The organism is Rothia sp. HMSC066H02 (assembly GCF_001814995.1).
Classification (GTDB): domain Bacteria; phylum Actinomycetota; class Actinomycetes; order Actinomycetales; family Micrococcaceae; genus Rothia; species Rothia mucilaginosa.
Genome location: NZ_KV818688.1, coordinates 490,175 through 505,514, shown reverse-complemented (window position 1 = coordinate 505,514; position 15,340 = coordinate 490,175). Strand labels below are relative to the sequence as shown.

Genomic DNA, 15,340 nt, shown 5'->3' with positions numbered 1-15,340 from the left:
GGTACTGCACTTTTGTGGGTGTGGGAGAGTAGGTTATTGCCGCTTTATTATTCAATAGCCCCGGCTTCGCCGGGGCTATTTTTGTTTGGGGAGGCCTTTAGGCCTCCCCATTTGTCTTTAACATCCCATCAGTACGGGTGCACGGATGGTGCTCTCTATACTAGAATGGTATGGCTTATGTTTAGGCATTAGCGGGTGTATCTAAAGCACCCCTCATAGAGTTGATGCCTCAGGCAGCGGTTCGCCCGAATCGACTGCATACCCTACCCGCCCACACTGGCGGATACCTCCCAAGGAGATTCATGTCTGAGACCCCCCGTCACGAGTCTAACGGCTCCGGCCCCCGCCAGCACCGCAAGAACAGCGGAGGAAAGGACTTCCGCTCCCAGAAGGGCGGCAAGAACTTTGGCGGCAAGGGCGGTTTCAAGCGTAACGACCGCGGAGGCAAGAAGTTCGACGGCCGTCGCTCCGACTCCCGATCCAAGGCACCTCGATCCAACGGCCCTGAGTCTGAGGCACCTCGCGAAGAAGTACGCAGCATCGGTGGCCGTGCAGGCTACCGCCCCGCAAAGCCCAAGGCGCCGGAAATTGACGACGACATCACCGGTCGCGAGCTGGACGGCGCAACCTTCCGTCAGCTGCGCGCCCTGGAACCGCGCAACGCAGAAACCGTCGCAAAGCACCTCGCCATGGCTGGTCGCTACCTCGACATCGACCCCGAATTCGCGCTGGAACACGCCGTTGCCGCATCCCGCAGTGCAGGCCGTATTGCCGCAGTACGCGAAGCCGTTGGCGTCGCCGCATACGTGGCAGAAGACTTCGAACTGGCACTGCGCGAACTGCGCACCCACCGCCGTATTAGCGGCTCCGTAGACCACCTGGCACTGCTGGTGGACTGCGAACGCGCGCTCGGCCGTCTGCCCAAGGCAATGGAAATGATTGCAGAATTCAAGAAGGAAGAACTGCCCGCCAACGTGCGCGTAGAACTCGCCATCGTTGAATCCGGCATCCTCAGTGATCAGGGCAAGAAGTCTGAAGCTGTCGTAGCGCTGCAGATTCCTCAGCTGAACCCCAAGCGTGCCTTCGAGTACAGCCCCCGCCTGTTCAGCGCATACTCCGATGCGCTGGCTAACGCAGGCCGTAACCAGGAAGCAGAACGCTGGGCACGCCTCGCATTCATGGCAGAAGCAGCACTGGGCCAGGGCAACTTCGCAGAACCCGAAATCTTCGACATGTTCGGTGAAGCAGGCCTCTTCGAACAGGAAGAGAAGTCTGTAGAACTCACTGAGACCGCAGAAGACGCTGAAGAGACCACGGAAGCTTCCGCTGAAGAGGAAGAAGCTGAGGACGAGAAGACCGAAGCACCCAAGGCTGAAGAAGCAGAAGAAACCTCCGCAGAATAAGACTGCAGAGAATCTAAGAATTCTAAATACGTGACCTAAGTGTCAGCATGAAACCGCTGGACGCCACACCCAAGCAGGGGAGAGCGTCCAGCGGTTTTCCATATAATCGCCCGAAGGCACCAACGCTAGAGTGTCTAACAGGTACGATTAATAGCGACAACCGCCAGAGACCCCGAGAGGAACACTCTATGACCACGAATGCACTCCTATCCCGCTACGATGCCCTCCTCTCCGATCTGGACGGCGTAGTCTACGCGGGTCCCTTCGCCATCGAAGGTGCACCCGAAGCGCTCAACCGCGCCGAAGAAGAACTCAACGTACCGGTCATCTTCGTCACCAACAACGCATCGCGCTCCGTAGAATCCGTAGCAGAGCACCTGCGAGAACTGGGCGTGCACACCCGAGCAGAACGAGTCGTCAGCTCCGCACAGGCAGGCGCCGCACTGCTCGCACAGCACGTACCCGCAGGCTCCAAGGTACTCATCACCGGTACCGAAGCACTCGCCGACTGCGTGCGTGACGCAGGTCTGGAACCCGTACGTACCGAAGCAGAAGGCCCCGTAGCCCTCATCCAGGGCTTCAACCCGAAGATGGGTTGGGAAGACCTCGCAGAAGCCGCCTACACCCTCGCAAACCCCGATGTACTGTGGATCGCAACCAACACCGACCAGACCATCCCCAAGGAGCGCGGTCAGGCGCCCGGCAACGGAACTCTCGTTGCTGCCGTAGCAACCGCCTCACGCCGTACCCCGCTTGTTGCGGGCAAGCCCGAAGCGCCCATCTTCCACACTGCTGCAAAGGCCGTGAACTCCAGCCGCCCCGTCATTGTGGGCGACCGCCTGGACACCGACATTCTCGGCGCCAACAACGCAAAGATGGACGGCGCCCTCGTCCTCACCGGCGTACAGACCTACCAGGACGTCATCGAGGCCGTGCCGAACCAGCGTCCGACCTATATTCTTCGCACCCTCGAGGACTTCTTCGCACCCTACCCCGAAATTGAAGTGCTCTACGAAGGCTACGAAGTCACCGCAACCGGCCCCACCTGGCAGGCACGAGTCCGCGGTGAAAACCTGAGCCTGACCGGCCCCGAGATTGCAGATGCCGAAGCATTCGCGGGCAGCGAGAGCGAAGCCGAAGCATGGCGCGTAGCCTGCGCGGCATGGTGGGCGGCAAACCCCGAACAGGGCGCACGCCCCAACATCCAGGGGATTCCCGGTGCCTAAAGAACCGGAGACTAACAGCACGGCAGAGGAAACCGCTGAGCTTGATGCAGAATTCGAGCGCCAACTCGCGGCGACCCTCGCCATGGACCCCGTAGAGCGCGTCAAGCGCCTCGAAACGATGAGCGAGCAGTTGGAGAAGGACCTCGAAAACCTCTCCTAGTTCGCGGCGGTGCCCCCTCAGAACTGCAATGCTCTGAGGACCACTAGACAACCCGTCACCAGACGACGACAGAAAGAAGACAAGGACACCGTGCGCCTCGATAAATACCTGGTCGAAGCCGGATTCGTGAGTTCCCGAACCCTCGCCGCAAAACTCATCGCTGCAGGGGACGTGCAAGTCAACGGCAAGGTTGCGCGCAAAGCGTCCATGCTCGTGGGCCCCGAGGATACCCTCTACGTGCGCCAGAGCGAGCTGACCGAATACGTCAGCCGCGCAGGGCACAAGCTCGCCGGTGCCCTCGACGCGTTCCCCGATATCGAGGTGGAGGGCAAGCGTTGCCTGGACGCGGGAGCATCCACCGGAGGCTTTACCGACGTGCTGCTTCGTCGAGGAGCCGCCCACGTAGCCGCCGTTGACGTAGGACACGGGCAGCTCGTGGACACGCTACGCGAAGAACCGCGAGTTGGCGTGTACGAAGGACTCAACGTTCGCTACATGAAGCCCGAAGACATTGGCGGGCAGGTCGAACTGACGGTTTCTGACCTCTCGTTCATCTCGCTGACCCTGGTCATGGAGGCGCTAGCGAACGCCACCGAAACCGGCGGCGACCTGGTGCTCATGGTCAAACCGCAGTTCGAGGTCGGCAAGCACCGCATCGGACGCGGGGGAGTGGTCCACGAAGAATCCGCCCGCCGTGAAGCAGTCGAAAAAGTCCAGGCATCCGCGGTAAGCCACGGATTGCGCGTGATGGGTATGGAACCCAGCCCGCTCCCCGGACAGGACGGCAACGTAGAGTACTTCCTCTGGTGCCGAAAATAAATATAGTGCTAAGGCAGTCTGAGAAAAACCGCTCGGTAACGCAGGACGCGTTGAGGGCGGGGCTTTCTTAGGCTGCCGCGCTATTCAGGGGTATTTTAGTCGGGGTATTTTTTACAGGTATTTTAGAGGTACCCCAGCTGTACGTTATTCGAAATAATTTTCTAAAAATATAGCTCTTTAGAAAATCTTCGAGAACATATTCGGTATGATAGGTGTAGATACACCATCTCAACACCCCGATCTCAACACCCGATGGGAGAGAGTCGTTATGGCAGAACAGGAAAGTCGTGTAACGCGAGATTTTGACCTCTCGCAGTTGCCCACAATTAGCGCGCGCCATGATTCCGAAGACTCGGTAGGGCAGCGTCACCGTAAGATTCTCGTCTTCGCCCACGTGGGGCGCAAAGAAGCACGAGATGCCGCCCGACAGGCATGCACCCAGCTCTACGAAGCGGGACTCGCACCCGTCATGACTCGCTCCGATCTGGAGACCCTGAGTGAAAACTGGGACGAGCCCGTCCCCGTGCAGGTCGTCCACGAATCTGTAGCGCTCATCGATATTGAACTCGGCGTGGTGCTCGGCGGTGACGGTTCGATTCTTCGCGCCGCAGAAATGGTACGCCGAACCAGCGTTCCGCTCATCGGTGTGAACCTGGGGCACGTCGGCTTCCTTGCCGAATCCGAAGAGAGCGACCTGACCGAAACCGTTCGCTGTATCGTCAACAATGAATACACCGTTGAAGAACGCATGGCAATCGACGTGGAAGTCTGGAACGACGGCAAGCGCGTGCACAGCGACTGGGCGCTGAACGAAGCCAGTGTCGAAAAGGGCAACCGCGAAAAAATGATCGAAGTCATTATCGAGGTGGACTGCCGCCCGCTCAGCAGCTTCGGCTGCGACGGCGTGGTCATGGGAACCCCCACCGGCTCAACCGCCTACGCTTTCTCCGGCGGCGGCCCGGTCGTCTGGCCCGAAGTTGAAGCGATTCTCATGGTGCCGCTCTCGGCTCACGCGCTCTTCGCGCGCCCGCTGGTAGCAGCGCCGACCTCCACCCTGGCGGTAGAAATGATGCCCGGAAACGGCGCCTCCGGCGTGCTCTGGTGTGATGGCCGCCGAACCGTGGAGTTGGACCCCGGCTCCCGTATTGAGGTGCGACGCTCCGAAAAGTCGGTGTTGCTCGCCCGTATCCACCCGGCTCCCTTCTCTGAGCGACTGGTGCGTAAATTTGAGCTTCCGATCCGTGGCTGGCGCGGCCCGCAGGACACCGAGAAGCACTAAAGAAAAGGAATGAACGTTCGTGATTGAGGAAATCCATATTCGAGACCTCGGCATCATCACCGATGCGAGGCTCCCCCTCGAACCCGGATTCTCCGTGCTGACCGGCGAAACCGGCGCAGGTAAAACCATGGTCGTCACCGCCCTCGGCATGCTCCTGGGCGCCCGATCCGACGCATCCAGCGTGCGCAACGGCGCCAAGAGTGCCCTTGCCGAAGCAGTGATTCGCCTGCCCCACGGGCACCGCGCCCTCGAGCTTGCCGAAGAGGCCGGCGGCACCGCCGAAGACATCGACGAACAGACCTCCGAGCTGCTTCTAGCGCGCACTGTCAACGCCTCGGGACGCTCCCGCGCCCACGTCGGCGGTTGCTCCGCACCCATCGGAACCCTGTCTCAGATTGGTCAGACTCTTGTTGCAGTCCACGGCCAGTCCGATCAGTTGCGCCTCAAATCAGCGGCAGAGCAGCGCCAGTCCCTCGACCTGTACGCCGGTGAAGAGCTCTCCAACCTGCTGGAGAAGTACCGCGAAAACTACGAGCGATACCGCGCCGCTGCCGCAGAGCTGAAGGAAGTACGCGAAAACTCGCGCGCACGAGCCCTCGAAGCGCAGACTCTGCAGGGCGCCCTCGAAGAAATCAGCGCCGTCAACCCGCAGGAGGGCGAAGAAGAAGAGCTCAAAGCCGAAATGGTGAAGCTCATGAACGTTGAAGCGCTACGCATTGCGTCGGCAACCGCCTCCGCGGCGCTCAGCGGTAGCGAATACTCCACCGGCGACGAGCAGAGCGTCATGAGCCTGCTCGATGCAAGCCGCTCCGCGCTACAGGCACAGGCAGACGCTGACGAAGAGCTTGCTTCTCTCGCCGCGCGCGTCAACGAACTGTTGATTCTTGCCACCGATATCTCCTCGGAGCTGTCCTCCTACATGGCCTCCCTGGATGTTGAAGGCCCCGAACGTCTGGCGCAGGTGCAGACTCGCCGCGCCCAGCTGGCGACCCTCACCCGCAAGTACGGTGCCGATATTGCCGAGGTCCTCGAATGGGCCGAAGAATCCCGTGCACGCCTCGAGACCCTGGTGGATGACCCGCAGCGACAGGAAACCCTGGAAACCGAGCTGGTACAGCTACGCAAGGTGCTTGGTGCCCAAGCAGAAGAGCTGACCGCCCTGCGCCGTGCCGCCGCGCAGAAACTGGCGGACGCCGTCAGTGAGGAGCTCACTGCTCTTGCCATGCCGAACGCCTCCCTGGTCGTGGAAGTTGCCGAAGCCGAAAAGTTCTCGGTACACGGCCGAGACACCGTGACCTTCATGCTGGCGCCCCACCGAACCGCCGTGCCGCGCCCGCTCGGTAAGGGCGCCTCCGGCGGCGAGCTCTCCCGCGTGATGCTCGCCCTGGAGGTAGTGCTTGCCGAAGTGGACCCCGTACCCACCTTCATCTTCGACGAGGTGGACTCCGGCGTGGGCGGTAAGGCCGCTATCGAAATCGGTCGCCGCCTCGCCATGCTCGCCCGACACGTGCAGGTTCTGGTGGTCACCCACCTGCCGCAGGTTGCAGCCTTCGCGGACCAGCACATCCTCGTGCTGAAAAACGATGACGCGTCCCTCTCAAAGGTTAAGGTGCTTTCCGAAGAGGAGCGCGTGGTGGAACTGGCGCGAATGCTCTCCGGACACGATCAATCAGAATCGGCGCGAGAGCACGCTCGAGAGCTGCTGGCCGCCGGTCGAGAAGTGCCGCAGGGGCGCTGAAACTGACGGCAAACCGGCAGGGAAAAGCATGAGGAAAGTGCTGGCAAAAGCGCCGAAAGGTGGCATCTTTCGCACTAAAGACCATCAAAGGGGCAGAAGTGCGCGAGCGTGCCTTGGAAAGTTGCCGGTACAGCCCGCGCCGGTGACCAATAGCGGCGCATGGATCCCAGAGGATGTGAGATACTCTGTGAATGCTCCTACACCTGCTTCTACACGGCGCGGCGGGAATAATAAATCCCCAGCTCCGTTTACAGTGGTGATAAGGACAAATAGGGGAGGGAAAGCCGCCTGAGAGAATCCTCTCGCGGCAAAACCCTCTGCTTGGATAGCAGACAAGAAAATGGTAGGCTTGAATTCCGTGGTGAATGAAAAAAATAACGCTCTGAACGCGTCCTCTAACGACAAGGTAACCCGCCAGATTTTCGTGACCGGCGGCGTTGCATCTTCTCTCGGTAAGGGCCTGTCGGCCTCTTCCCTCGGTCAGCTTCTTCGCGCACGTGGCCTCTCTGTGACCATGCAGAAGTTCGACCCCTACCTGAACGTCGACCCCGGTACGATGAACCCCTTCCAGCACGGTGAAGTCTTTGTCACCGACGACGGTGCTGAAACCGACCTCGACATCGGACACTACGAGCGCTTCCTGGACGAAAACCTCGACCAGTCCGCTAACGTGACCACCGGCCAGGTCTACTCCTCCGTCATCGCAAAGGAACGCCGCGGCGAATACCTCGGCGACACCGTCCAGGTCATCCCTCACATTACCGACGAAATCAAGGCCCGTATGCGTCACGCAGCGGAAATTGACAACGCACCCGACATCATTATCACCGAAATCGGTGGTACCGTCGGCGATATCGAGTCCCTGCCCTTCATGGAAGCAGCACGCCAGGTACGCCGCGATGTTGGCCGCAAGAACGTCTTCTTCCTGCACGTCTCCCTGGTGCCCTTCATCGGCCCCTCCGGCGAGCTCAAGACCAAGCCGACCCAGCACTCCGTCGCAGCACTGCGCGGCCTGGGCATCCAGCCTGACGGCCTGATCCTGCGCTGTGAGCGTGAGGTCCCCGTATCGCACCGTACCAAGATCGGTAACGCATGCGACGTGGACAGCGACGCAGTCATCTCCTGCGCCGACGCACCCAGCATCTACGACATCCCCAAGACCTTGCACAGCCAGAAGCTCGACGACTACATCCTCGACTACTTCGGCATTGAGGCTCCCGCACCGGACTTCACCCAGTGGGACCGCCTGCTCGACGCAGTGCACCGCCCCGCAGCAGAGGTCAACGTTGGCCTGGTCGGTAAGTACATCGACCTGCCCGACGCATACCTGTCGGTCTCCGAGGCTCTGCGTGCCGGCGGCTTCGCAAACAACGTGAAGGTCAACATCAAGTGGGTTGCAGCCGACCTGTGCGCAACCGACGAAGATGCAGACCACCAGCTGCGCAACATGGACGCAATCCTCGTGCCCGGCGGCTTCGGCATCCGCGGCCTGGACGGCAAGATTGGCGCCCTCAAGTACGCACGCGAGCACAAGATCCCGACCCTGGGCATCTGCCTCGGTCTGCAGTCCATGGTCATCGAGTACGCACGCAACGTACTGGGTCTGACCGAAGCATCCTCCACCGAGTTCGATCCGGAAACCTCCGTACCGGTCATCGCAACCATCGAAGAGCAGAAGCAGTTCGTCGAAGGTGCAGGTGACCTGGGCGGCACCATGCGCCTGGGCCTGTACAAGGCAAACCTGGTTCCCGGCTCTCAGGTTGCTAAGGCGTACGGTGCAACCGAGGTTGCAGAGCGTCACCGCCACCGCTACGAGGTGAACAACGAGTACCGCGAGCAGCTTGAAGAAGCAGGCCTGCGTATCTCCGGTACCTCCCCGGACTCCTCGCTGGTCGAGTACGTGGAACTGCCCGCAGAGGCACACCCCTACTACGTGGCAACTCAGGCACACCCCGAGTACCGCTCGCGTCCGACCCGCCCGCACCCGCTCTTCTCCGGCCTGATTAAGGCTGCTCTGGAGCGCCGCGGCGCCTAACATCTAGGCACGAACGTTCAGCATCCCGCTCCCCCCGCGTAGGGGAGAGCGGGATGCTTTCGTTTAAACCTGAACATGCTTTAATCCGTACCCGTACCTGACGCGCCAAACGTAGCGGGGCTAAGAAGCCGCCTACAATGAAAGAATGAGCAACAACCAGCAGATTATTGATGCACCCTCCGAACGCACCATCCGCACCCGCACCGTGAAGTACAGCGGCTACGTGATCGAAACGGCCGTTGAGGAGTACGAACTCAACGAAAACACCGTGCTGACCCGCGACGTCGTGGAAATGCCCGGCGCCGTCGCCGTGGCGGTCCTCAACGACAACAACGAACTGCTGATGCTCAACCAGTACCGCCATCCGGTGCGCATGAACCTCTGGGAAGTACCCGCCGGACTGCTCGACATCGACGGTGAAGACCCCCTGGTCGCCGCGCAGCGCGAACTCGCCGAAGAGGCAGACCTGCAGGCAGACACCTGGAACGCTCTGACCGACTACTTCAGCAGCCCCGGCGCAACCAGCGAAGCAGGCCGCATCTACCTGGCACGCAACCTCTCGGAACTGCCCGCCGAAGAACGTAGCGAACGCACCGACGAAGAAGCAGAAATGACCTACCGCTGGGTGCCCCTCACCGAGGCAGTACAGCTGGTACTGGGCGGAAAGGTTCACAACGCGCTCGCTATCCAGGCAGTACTCGCCACCTACGCGGCCGCGCAGAACAACTTTGAAGACCTGCGCCCCGCCGAGGGCGGCTGGGAGTTCCACCCCTACATGGGGCAGCGCCGCGAAAAGCCGGAGAACTTCCGCAACCACTAAGAACGGAACATGGGGCGGGGGACTAGCCTCGCCTACGGCAAACCCAAAGGTCAAGAGGCCCAAACGTTAACAGAACCGACAGAGGAGATAGCGTGAAGCAGGCAAAAAGCACGGTGAGCAAGACACCCCGCGGTGCGGGTCTGCTCGGCGTGCCTTCTTCAGCCGGTTCCTCCGTGCTGGGTTCTTCTAACCGGGGTTCTTCTGCCCTGGGTGCTTCCAACCAGGAGGCCCAGACCCCGCTGCAGAGAGCAATCGGGCAGTACCTCATCCACCTGCGAGTGGAACGAGGAAGCAGCGAGCACACCATCGCCTCCTACGCGCGCGATTTGCGACGATACAGCGCCTACATGGCGACCCTCGGCGTCATCGACCCCGAACGCATCACCACCGCGCAGGTGCGCTCCTTCATGCGGGAACTCGCCGCCCCCACCGTGCCCCTTGCCGGATTCGACGCGGGGGAGAAGAACAACCAGAACGCGAAGGAATCTCAGGAAGCGCAGGAAGAAGCCGCAGAATCGCTGGCACTGATGATCGCCTCCGAATCGGGGCGAGGGACTGGAAACGGGCGCGCTGGAAAAGGTCATGCCGGGCAGCCGGAGAAAGCTGGGGCACCAGAAAAAGAAACGCCAACCGCTGAAGGGGCACCGAACCTGCCCCTGCCGCTGGGCCCGAACTCCATCGCCCGCACCATGGCGGCAGTCCGCGGAGCACACGCCTTCTGGGTCTCCGCGCTCATCGTGCCCACCGACCCGGCGGCACCGGTCACCCCGCCAAAGAACGTTAAACGCCTACCCAAAGCAGTCAGCGTAGAAGACATCCAGCGGCTACTCGCCGTACCCGACCGCGAAACCGCCACCGGGCTACGCAACCGAGCCATCCTCGAATTCCTCTACGCCACCGGCGCGCGCGTGAGCGAAATGCTCAACGCCGATATTGACGACGTGCACTTCGAAGGAACCCTCACCGATGAAGACGGCAACCAGATTACTTTGCCCGGCTACGTTCGACTCTTCGGTAAGGGAAATAAAGAACGACTCGTACCCATCGGAAGCTACGCCCAAAAAGCAATCCAAGACTACCTGGTGCGTGCCCGCCCCTCCCTCGTAGCGCACGGTAAAGGCACCGCCGCGCTCTTCGTCAATGGACGAGGCGGCAGACTCGGACGCCAAGGCGCCTGGCTCATCCTCAAAGAAGCCGCCGAAGCAGCCGGGCTCAGCTCCGACTTCTCACCGCACTCCATGCGCCACAGCTTCGCAACGCACCTGCTGCAGGGCGGCGCCGATATTCGCGTGGTGCAAGAACTGCTCGGGCACGCCTCCATCGCCACCACTCAGGTGTACACCAAGGTCACGCCCGAGGGGCTCATGGAGGTGTACCGCATGGCGCATCCGCGTGCCCACGAACGGGGATAAACCCCGTCAATCCGCGGAACAGGCGCTCTTGAGGTAACCTTATAGACAACGCTTAAACTTTAAAACTTCGAATTCATTGATGAAGGTGAACCATTGACTGAAGCTCAGGCTCAAGAACTCGGCCCCACCGGTCGACCCCTGCGCGTATACCCCGACCCGGCTCCGCTGAGCAGCCACGGTCCCGCCCGCATTATCTCTATGGTGAATCAGAAGGGCGGCGTGGGTAAGACCACCTCCACCATTAACCTGGGCGCGGCACTGGCAGAATGCGGCCGTAAGGTGTTGCTGGTCGACTTTGACCCGCAGGGTGCTCTCTCCGCCGGTTTCGGCGCGAACCCGCACGAACTGGACCTGACCGTCTACAACGTCATGATGGACCGCAAGGTCGACATTAAGGACGTCATCCTGCCCACCGGCGTGGAGAACATTGACCTGCTGCCCGCCAACATTGACCTCTCCGCAGCTGAAGTTCAGCTGGTCAACGAAGTGGCTCGCGAGCAGGTTCTCGCCTCGGCACTGCGCAAGGTCCGTGACGAATACGACGTCATCCTCATCGACTGCCAGCCCTCCCTGGGCCTGCTGACCGTCAATGCACTGACCGCCTCCGAAGGCGTCATCATTCCGCTGATTTGTGAGTTCTTCGCACTGCGCGCCGTCGCACTGCTGGTCGACTCCATCGAGAAGGTTCAGGATCGACTGAACCCCGACCTCGAAATCTCCGGCGTACTCGCCACCATGTTCGATGCGCGCACCATCCACTCCAAGGAAGTTCTGGCACGCATCGTGGACGCATTCGGCGACAAGGTCTTCGACACCGTCATCAAGCGCACCGTGAAGTTCCCGGACGCATCGGTGTCCGCTGAGCCGATTCTCAGCTACGCCTCCAGCCACCCCGGCGCGGAAGCATACCGCCAGGTGGCACGCGAACTGATCTACAAGGGCGGCGCACGCTAAAGCCCCCACACCTATACGCCCTCTGCTGAGGTGACTCTCACCCTTGAGTCACACCGGCAGAGGGCGTATAATTGTGTGGATTCTAAAGACCCCGCACACTGCTTACGCCGAAAAAGTAGGCGAAGTAGCAGCCGCATCTGAGACGGCACCAACAAAGCCGGGGAGAATAAACCTAAGGAGAATAGGTCGTTTATGACCACGAACGTCGCTGCCGTGAGGGTACCGACACCGAACGCAGACACCGCCGCGAACGCCCGGACTGAGGGCCGCGGCCTGCAGAACCCGGAACGCGGTTTCACCCTCACCCTCAGTAATTTTGAGGGTCCCTTTGATCTTCTACTGACCCTGATTTCGCGCCGCAAACTCGACATTACCGAGGTGGCGCTTGCAGAGGTTACCGACGAGTTCCTCGCATACCTGCACGCCCTCTACGCTGAAGGCACCGAACGTGCACTCGACGAAGCCAGCGAATTTCTGGTCACCGCCGCAACCCTGCTGGAACTCAAAACCGCACGCCTGCTCCCGCAGCATCGTGAACCCCTCGAAGAGGACGTTGCACTGCTGGAGGCACGCGACCTGCTCTTCGCCCGTCTGCTGCAATACCGCGCCTACCGCGAAGTCGCCGATATTTTTGCTGAACGCTGGGCGCAAGAAGCGCAGCGTTTTCCCCGTGCGGTAGCCCTTGAAGAACGGTTCGCCCAGGCGCTTCCCGAGCTGGTTTTCACCGGAGGTGCCGAAGAGTTCGCCCGCATCGCCGCAGCAGCGCTGAGCCGAACCCCCAAAGAGCCCGAACCGGAACCCGAAGAAATCGTTGAAGAACTCAACGAGCACCTGCACGTTCCGCTAACCACCATCGCGGCTGAAGAACACTACATTCTGCACAGCCTGCTCGATACAGCGGCGCGGGAACTGAGCTTCGCCGAACTGGTTCAAGGATCCGGCGAACTAGAAATCGCGGTGGTTCGTTTTCTCGCCCTGCTCGAGCTCTACAAAGAAGGTGCCCTGCACGTGGAACAGGACGCACCGCTCGGAGCCATTCGGGTACGTGCGAGCGCGAGTGCTACACAGTTCGTGATCCGCGAAGAAACTGCAGACACCGCAGGCACTCAGGATGCGCACGAAACCAGTGAAACGTCTAAATCACCCGAAGCGAACGAATCTGAAGCTAACACGGGACCGGTAGAGGAGGATTATGAGTAATCACGGCTCACGCTTTGACCGTGAATTTACCCCTGACGACCTTGCCATCGTGAACATGGGCTACTGGAATCCGAACGCAGACGAAGATTCGGAACAGGCAGACTCGGCGCCGGTAGAGGCGGTAGAGGCTGAAATCTCGAAGCCTGCTGAGGCGGACGCTGAACCGGTTGAGTACGAGGTAGCGGTAGCTCCTCTGGATGAGGTGACCGAAGAAGCTGAGGTTACCGAAGATGCGGAGGAGGCTGAAGCCGCTGAAACGGTAGAGGACTCCGATGGTTCCGACATTTCCGACAGCTCTGAGGAATCGCAGGAAACTGCATCCCGCGAGTCGGAGGAATCGGTAACGAAACCGGTAGCGAAATCGGTAAAAATTCCGGCGGGAGGCCCCTCCACCGCACCCAGCGTGGCGGTCGATGCCGAAGCCGAATTCTCCAAGGTCGAGGCAATCCCCGGCGGCGTCAAAAGCGCCATCGAAGCGATCCTTGCCGTTGCCGAAGCGCCCGTGAGCGTGCGTGAACTCTCCTCCGCTCTCATCGTCAGCGAACGAGCTGTTGAGCACGCGCTCGACCAGCTGTACCGCGAGTACAACGGCGAAGAAAGCGGCTACGGAGAAGACGAAAACCGGGTGGCGCCCGAACCGCGCGGATTCCAGCTGCGGAACATCGCAGGAGGCTGGAAACTCTACGCCCGCGACGACTTCGCCCCCTGGGTGGCACGCTTCGTGACCCGCTCCAAGAGCGCAACCCTCAGCAAACCCGCCTACGAGACGCTCGCCGTGATTGCCTACCAGCAGCCGGTGACCAGGGCGAGGGTAGCCTCCATTCGAGGCGTAAACGCGGACGCGGCAATCCGTCAGCTACTGCAACGGCAGCTGATTCGTGAAGCAGGGCGAGAAGCCGGAAGCGGCGCGACCCTCTACGAAACCACGGAGCTGCTGTTGGCGAAGCTCGGGTTGAACTCCCTGGAGGAGTTGCCGGCGCTTGCGCCTTTCCTGCCCGATGACACGGAAGCCGCAGTGCTTGCCGAGGGCAACGACTAAGACAACGAATCAATAAGACGAAGGAACGTTCGGGAAAAGCCTGAAACGTTCGCACTATACGACAGAAAAGAGAAGAACACCATGGCATATGGAAACTCCTCCCGCGGCGGCCGCTCTGCATCCGGTCGCCCCCAGAACTCCCGCGGTGGCCGTCCCGGCGCTGCTCGTCCCGGTCAGGGCGGTAAGCCCGGCGCTAAGGGCGCATCCGCACGCGGCGGTCGTCCCGGCGCACCGAAGAGTGGCGCAGGCAAGGGCGGCGCAAAGGGCTTCGGCGAGAAGAAGTTCGGTGACAAGAAGTTTGGCGAGAAGAAGTTCGGCGCAGGCCGCGCAGGTTCCGGCCGAGGCCGCGGCACCGAACTGCCCAAGCGCGAACGCCGCGCACCGGGCCGCCCCTACCGCTCCGGCGAAGCCTTCGCAAACGAGCGCGGCGAATACCGCGTCAGCAACTACGCTGGCCCGCACCGCCCCCGCCGCCCCCGCAACGCCCCGGTAGACCACTACGAGTTCTACGACCACGACGGCGTGCGCCTGCAGAAGCTGCTGGCTCAGGCCGGTGTGGCATCCCGCCGCGTCTGCGAAGAAATGATTACCGAAGGCCGCGTTACCGTCAACGGTGAAGTCGTGACCGAGCTGGGTGTGCGCGTGGACCCCTCCAAGGTAACCGTGCAGGTGGACGGCATGACCGTTCAGACCAACGACAAGCTCGTCTACATGGCATTCAACAAGCCCGCCGGCGTGGTCTCCACCATGGAAGACCCCGAAGGTCGCCCCTGCATCTCCGACTTCCTGCGTTCCTCCATGAGCGAGCGCGTATTCCACGTGGGCCGCCTGGACGTCGAAACCGAGGGTTTGCTGCTGCTGACCAACGATGGGGAACTGGCGAACCGCCTCACCCACCCCTCCTACGAGGTGCCCAAGACCTACCTGGTGCAGGTTCCCGGCCCCATGGAGCCCGGCGTCGGCGCAGCCATGAAGAAGGGTATTCGCCTGGAAGACGGCGTGACCCGCGTGGACGAGTTCAAGCTGGTGGACTCCACCCCCGGCCACGTGCTCGTTGAGGTGACCATCCACTCCGGTAAGAACCGCATCGTGCGCCGTCTCTTCGACGCTGTCGGCTACCCGGTTGAGCGCCTGGTCCGCGTTGAGATGGGCCCGATCCGTATCGGTTCGCAGAAGCAGGGTACCGTCCGTAACCTCTCCAAGGTTGAGATCGGTCACCTGCTCGCTTCGGTGGACATGTAATAACGCTAAGGAG

General features: G+C 61.2%; 13 protein-coding genes. All 13 read left to right on the top strand.

The annotated features are described in order from the left end of the window. Positions 1-302: 302 nt before the first annotated feature. The 13 genes from HMPREF2999_RS09235 (at position 303) to HMPREF2999_RS09175 (ending at position 15,327) form a co-directional block, all read left to right on the top strand. Entirely contained in the window at positions 303-1,403 is a 1,101-nt protein-coding gene (locus tag HMPREF2999_RS09235; protein ID WP_070674904.1) for a tetratricopeptide repeat protein, read from the top strand. Positions 1,404-1,591: 188 nt separating this feature from the next. Next, positions 1,592-2,629 (top strand): HAD-IIA family hydrolase, encoded by a 1,038-nt coding sequence (locus HMPREF2999_RS09230; protein ID WP_070674907.1) that lies wholly within the window; start codon positions 1,592-1,594, stop codon positions 2,627-2,629. Further along, complete coding sequence (locus HMPREF2999_RS09225) at positions 2,622-2,789, top strand: hypothetical protein (RefSeq protein WP_005506658.1); 168 nt, start codon at positions 2,622-2,624, stop codon at positions 2,787-2,789. Before HMPREF2999_RS09230 ends, HMPREF2999_RS09225 begins: the two co-directional genes overlap by 8 nt. Before the next feature lie 90 nt (positions 2,790-2,879). Beyond that, a complete protein-coding gene (locus HMPREF2999_RS09220; RefSeq protein ID WP_005506657.1) occupies positions 2,880-3,608 on the top strand; it encodes a TlyA family RNA methyltransferase in 729 nt (242 codons plus the stop codon). A gap of 268 nt (positions 3,609-3,876) precedes the next feature. After that, entirely contained in the window at positions 3,877-4,887 is a 1,011-nt protein-coding gene (locus HMPREF2999_RS09215) for an NAD kinase (RefSeq protein WP_083315064.1), read from the top strand. 19 nt (positions 4,888-4,906) lie between these two features. Beyond that, positions 4,907-6,625: a DNA repair protein RecN gene (gene recN / locus HMPREF2999_RS09210; RefSeq protein ID WP_070642029.1), complete on the top strand. Its 1,719-nt coding sequence runs from the start codon at positions 4,907-4,909 to the stop codon at positions 6,623-6,625. A 340-nt stretch (positions 6,626-6,965) separates the two neighbouring features. Next, positions 6,966-8,660: a CTP synthase gene (locus HMPREF2999_RS09205; protein ID WP_005506644.1), complete on the top strand. Its 1,695-nt coding sequence runs from the start codon at positions 6,966-6,968 to the stop codon at positions 8,658-8,660. Positions 8,661-8,805: 145 nt separating this feature from the next. Continuing rightward, on the top strand, positions 8,806-9,480 hold the full coding sequence (locus tag HMPREF2999_RS09200) for an NUDIX domain-containing protein (RefSeq protein WP_070674910.1): 675 nt from the start codon (positions 8,806-8,808) through the stop codon (positions 9,478-9,480). A gap of 92 nt (positions 9,481-9,572) precedes the next feature. Then, positions 9,573-10,892 carry a tyrosine recombinase gene (locus HMPREF2999_RS09195; RefSeq protein ID WP_070674913.1) on the top strand — a complete coding sequence of 440 codons (1,320 nt, stop codon included), beginning with the start codon at positions 9,573-9,575 and terminating at the stop codon, positions 10,890-10,892. A 93-nt stretch (positions 10,893-10,985) separates the two neighbouring features. Continuing rightward, a complete protein-coding gene (locus tag HMPREF2999_RS09190; RefSeq protein ID WP_005506637.1) occupies positions 10,986-11,846 on the top strand; it encodes a ParA family protein in 861 nt (286 codons plus the stop codon). A 192-nt stretch (positions 11,847-12,038) separates the two neighbouring features. Further along, positions 12,039-13,046, top strand: coding sequence for a segregation and condensation protein A (locus HMPREF2999_RS09185; protein WP_070674916.1), 1,008 nt, complete (start codon positions 12,039-12,041; stop codon positions 13,044-13,046). Continuing rightward, a complete protein-coding gene (scpB, locus tag HMPREF2999_RS09180) occupies positions 13,039-14,085 on the top strand; it encodes an SMC-Scp complex subunit ScpB (RefSeq protein ID WP_070674919.1) in 1,047 nt (348 codons plus the stop codon). The genes HMPREF2999_RS09185 and scpB overlap by 8 nt, the downstream gene beginning before the upstream one ends. A gap of 81 nt (positions 14,086-14,166) precedes the next feature. Then, positions 14,167-15,327 (top strand): pseudouridine synthase, encoded by a 1,161-nt coding sequence (locus HMPREF2999_RS09175; protein WP_005507699.1) that lies wholly within the window; start codon positions 14,167-14,169, stop codon positions 15,325-15,327. Positions 15,328-15,340 lie beyond the last annotated feature (13 nt).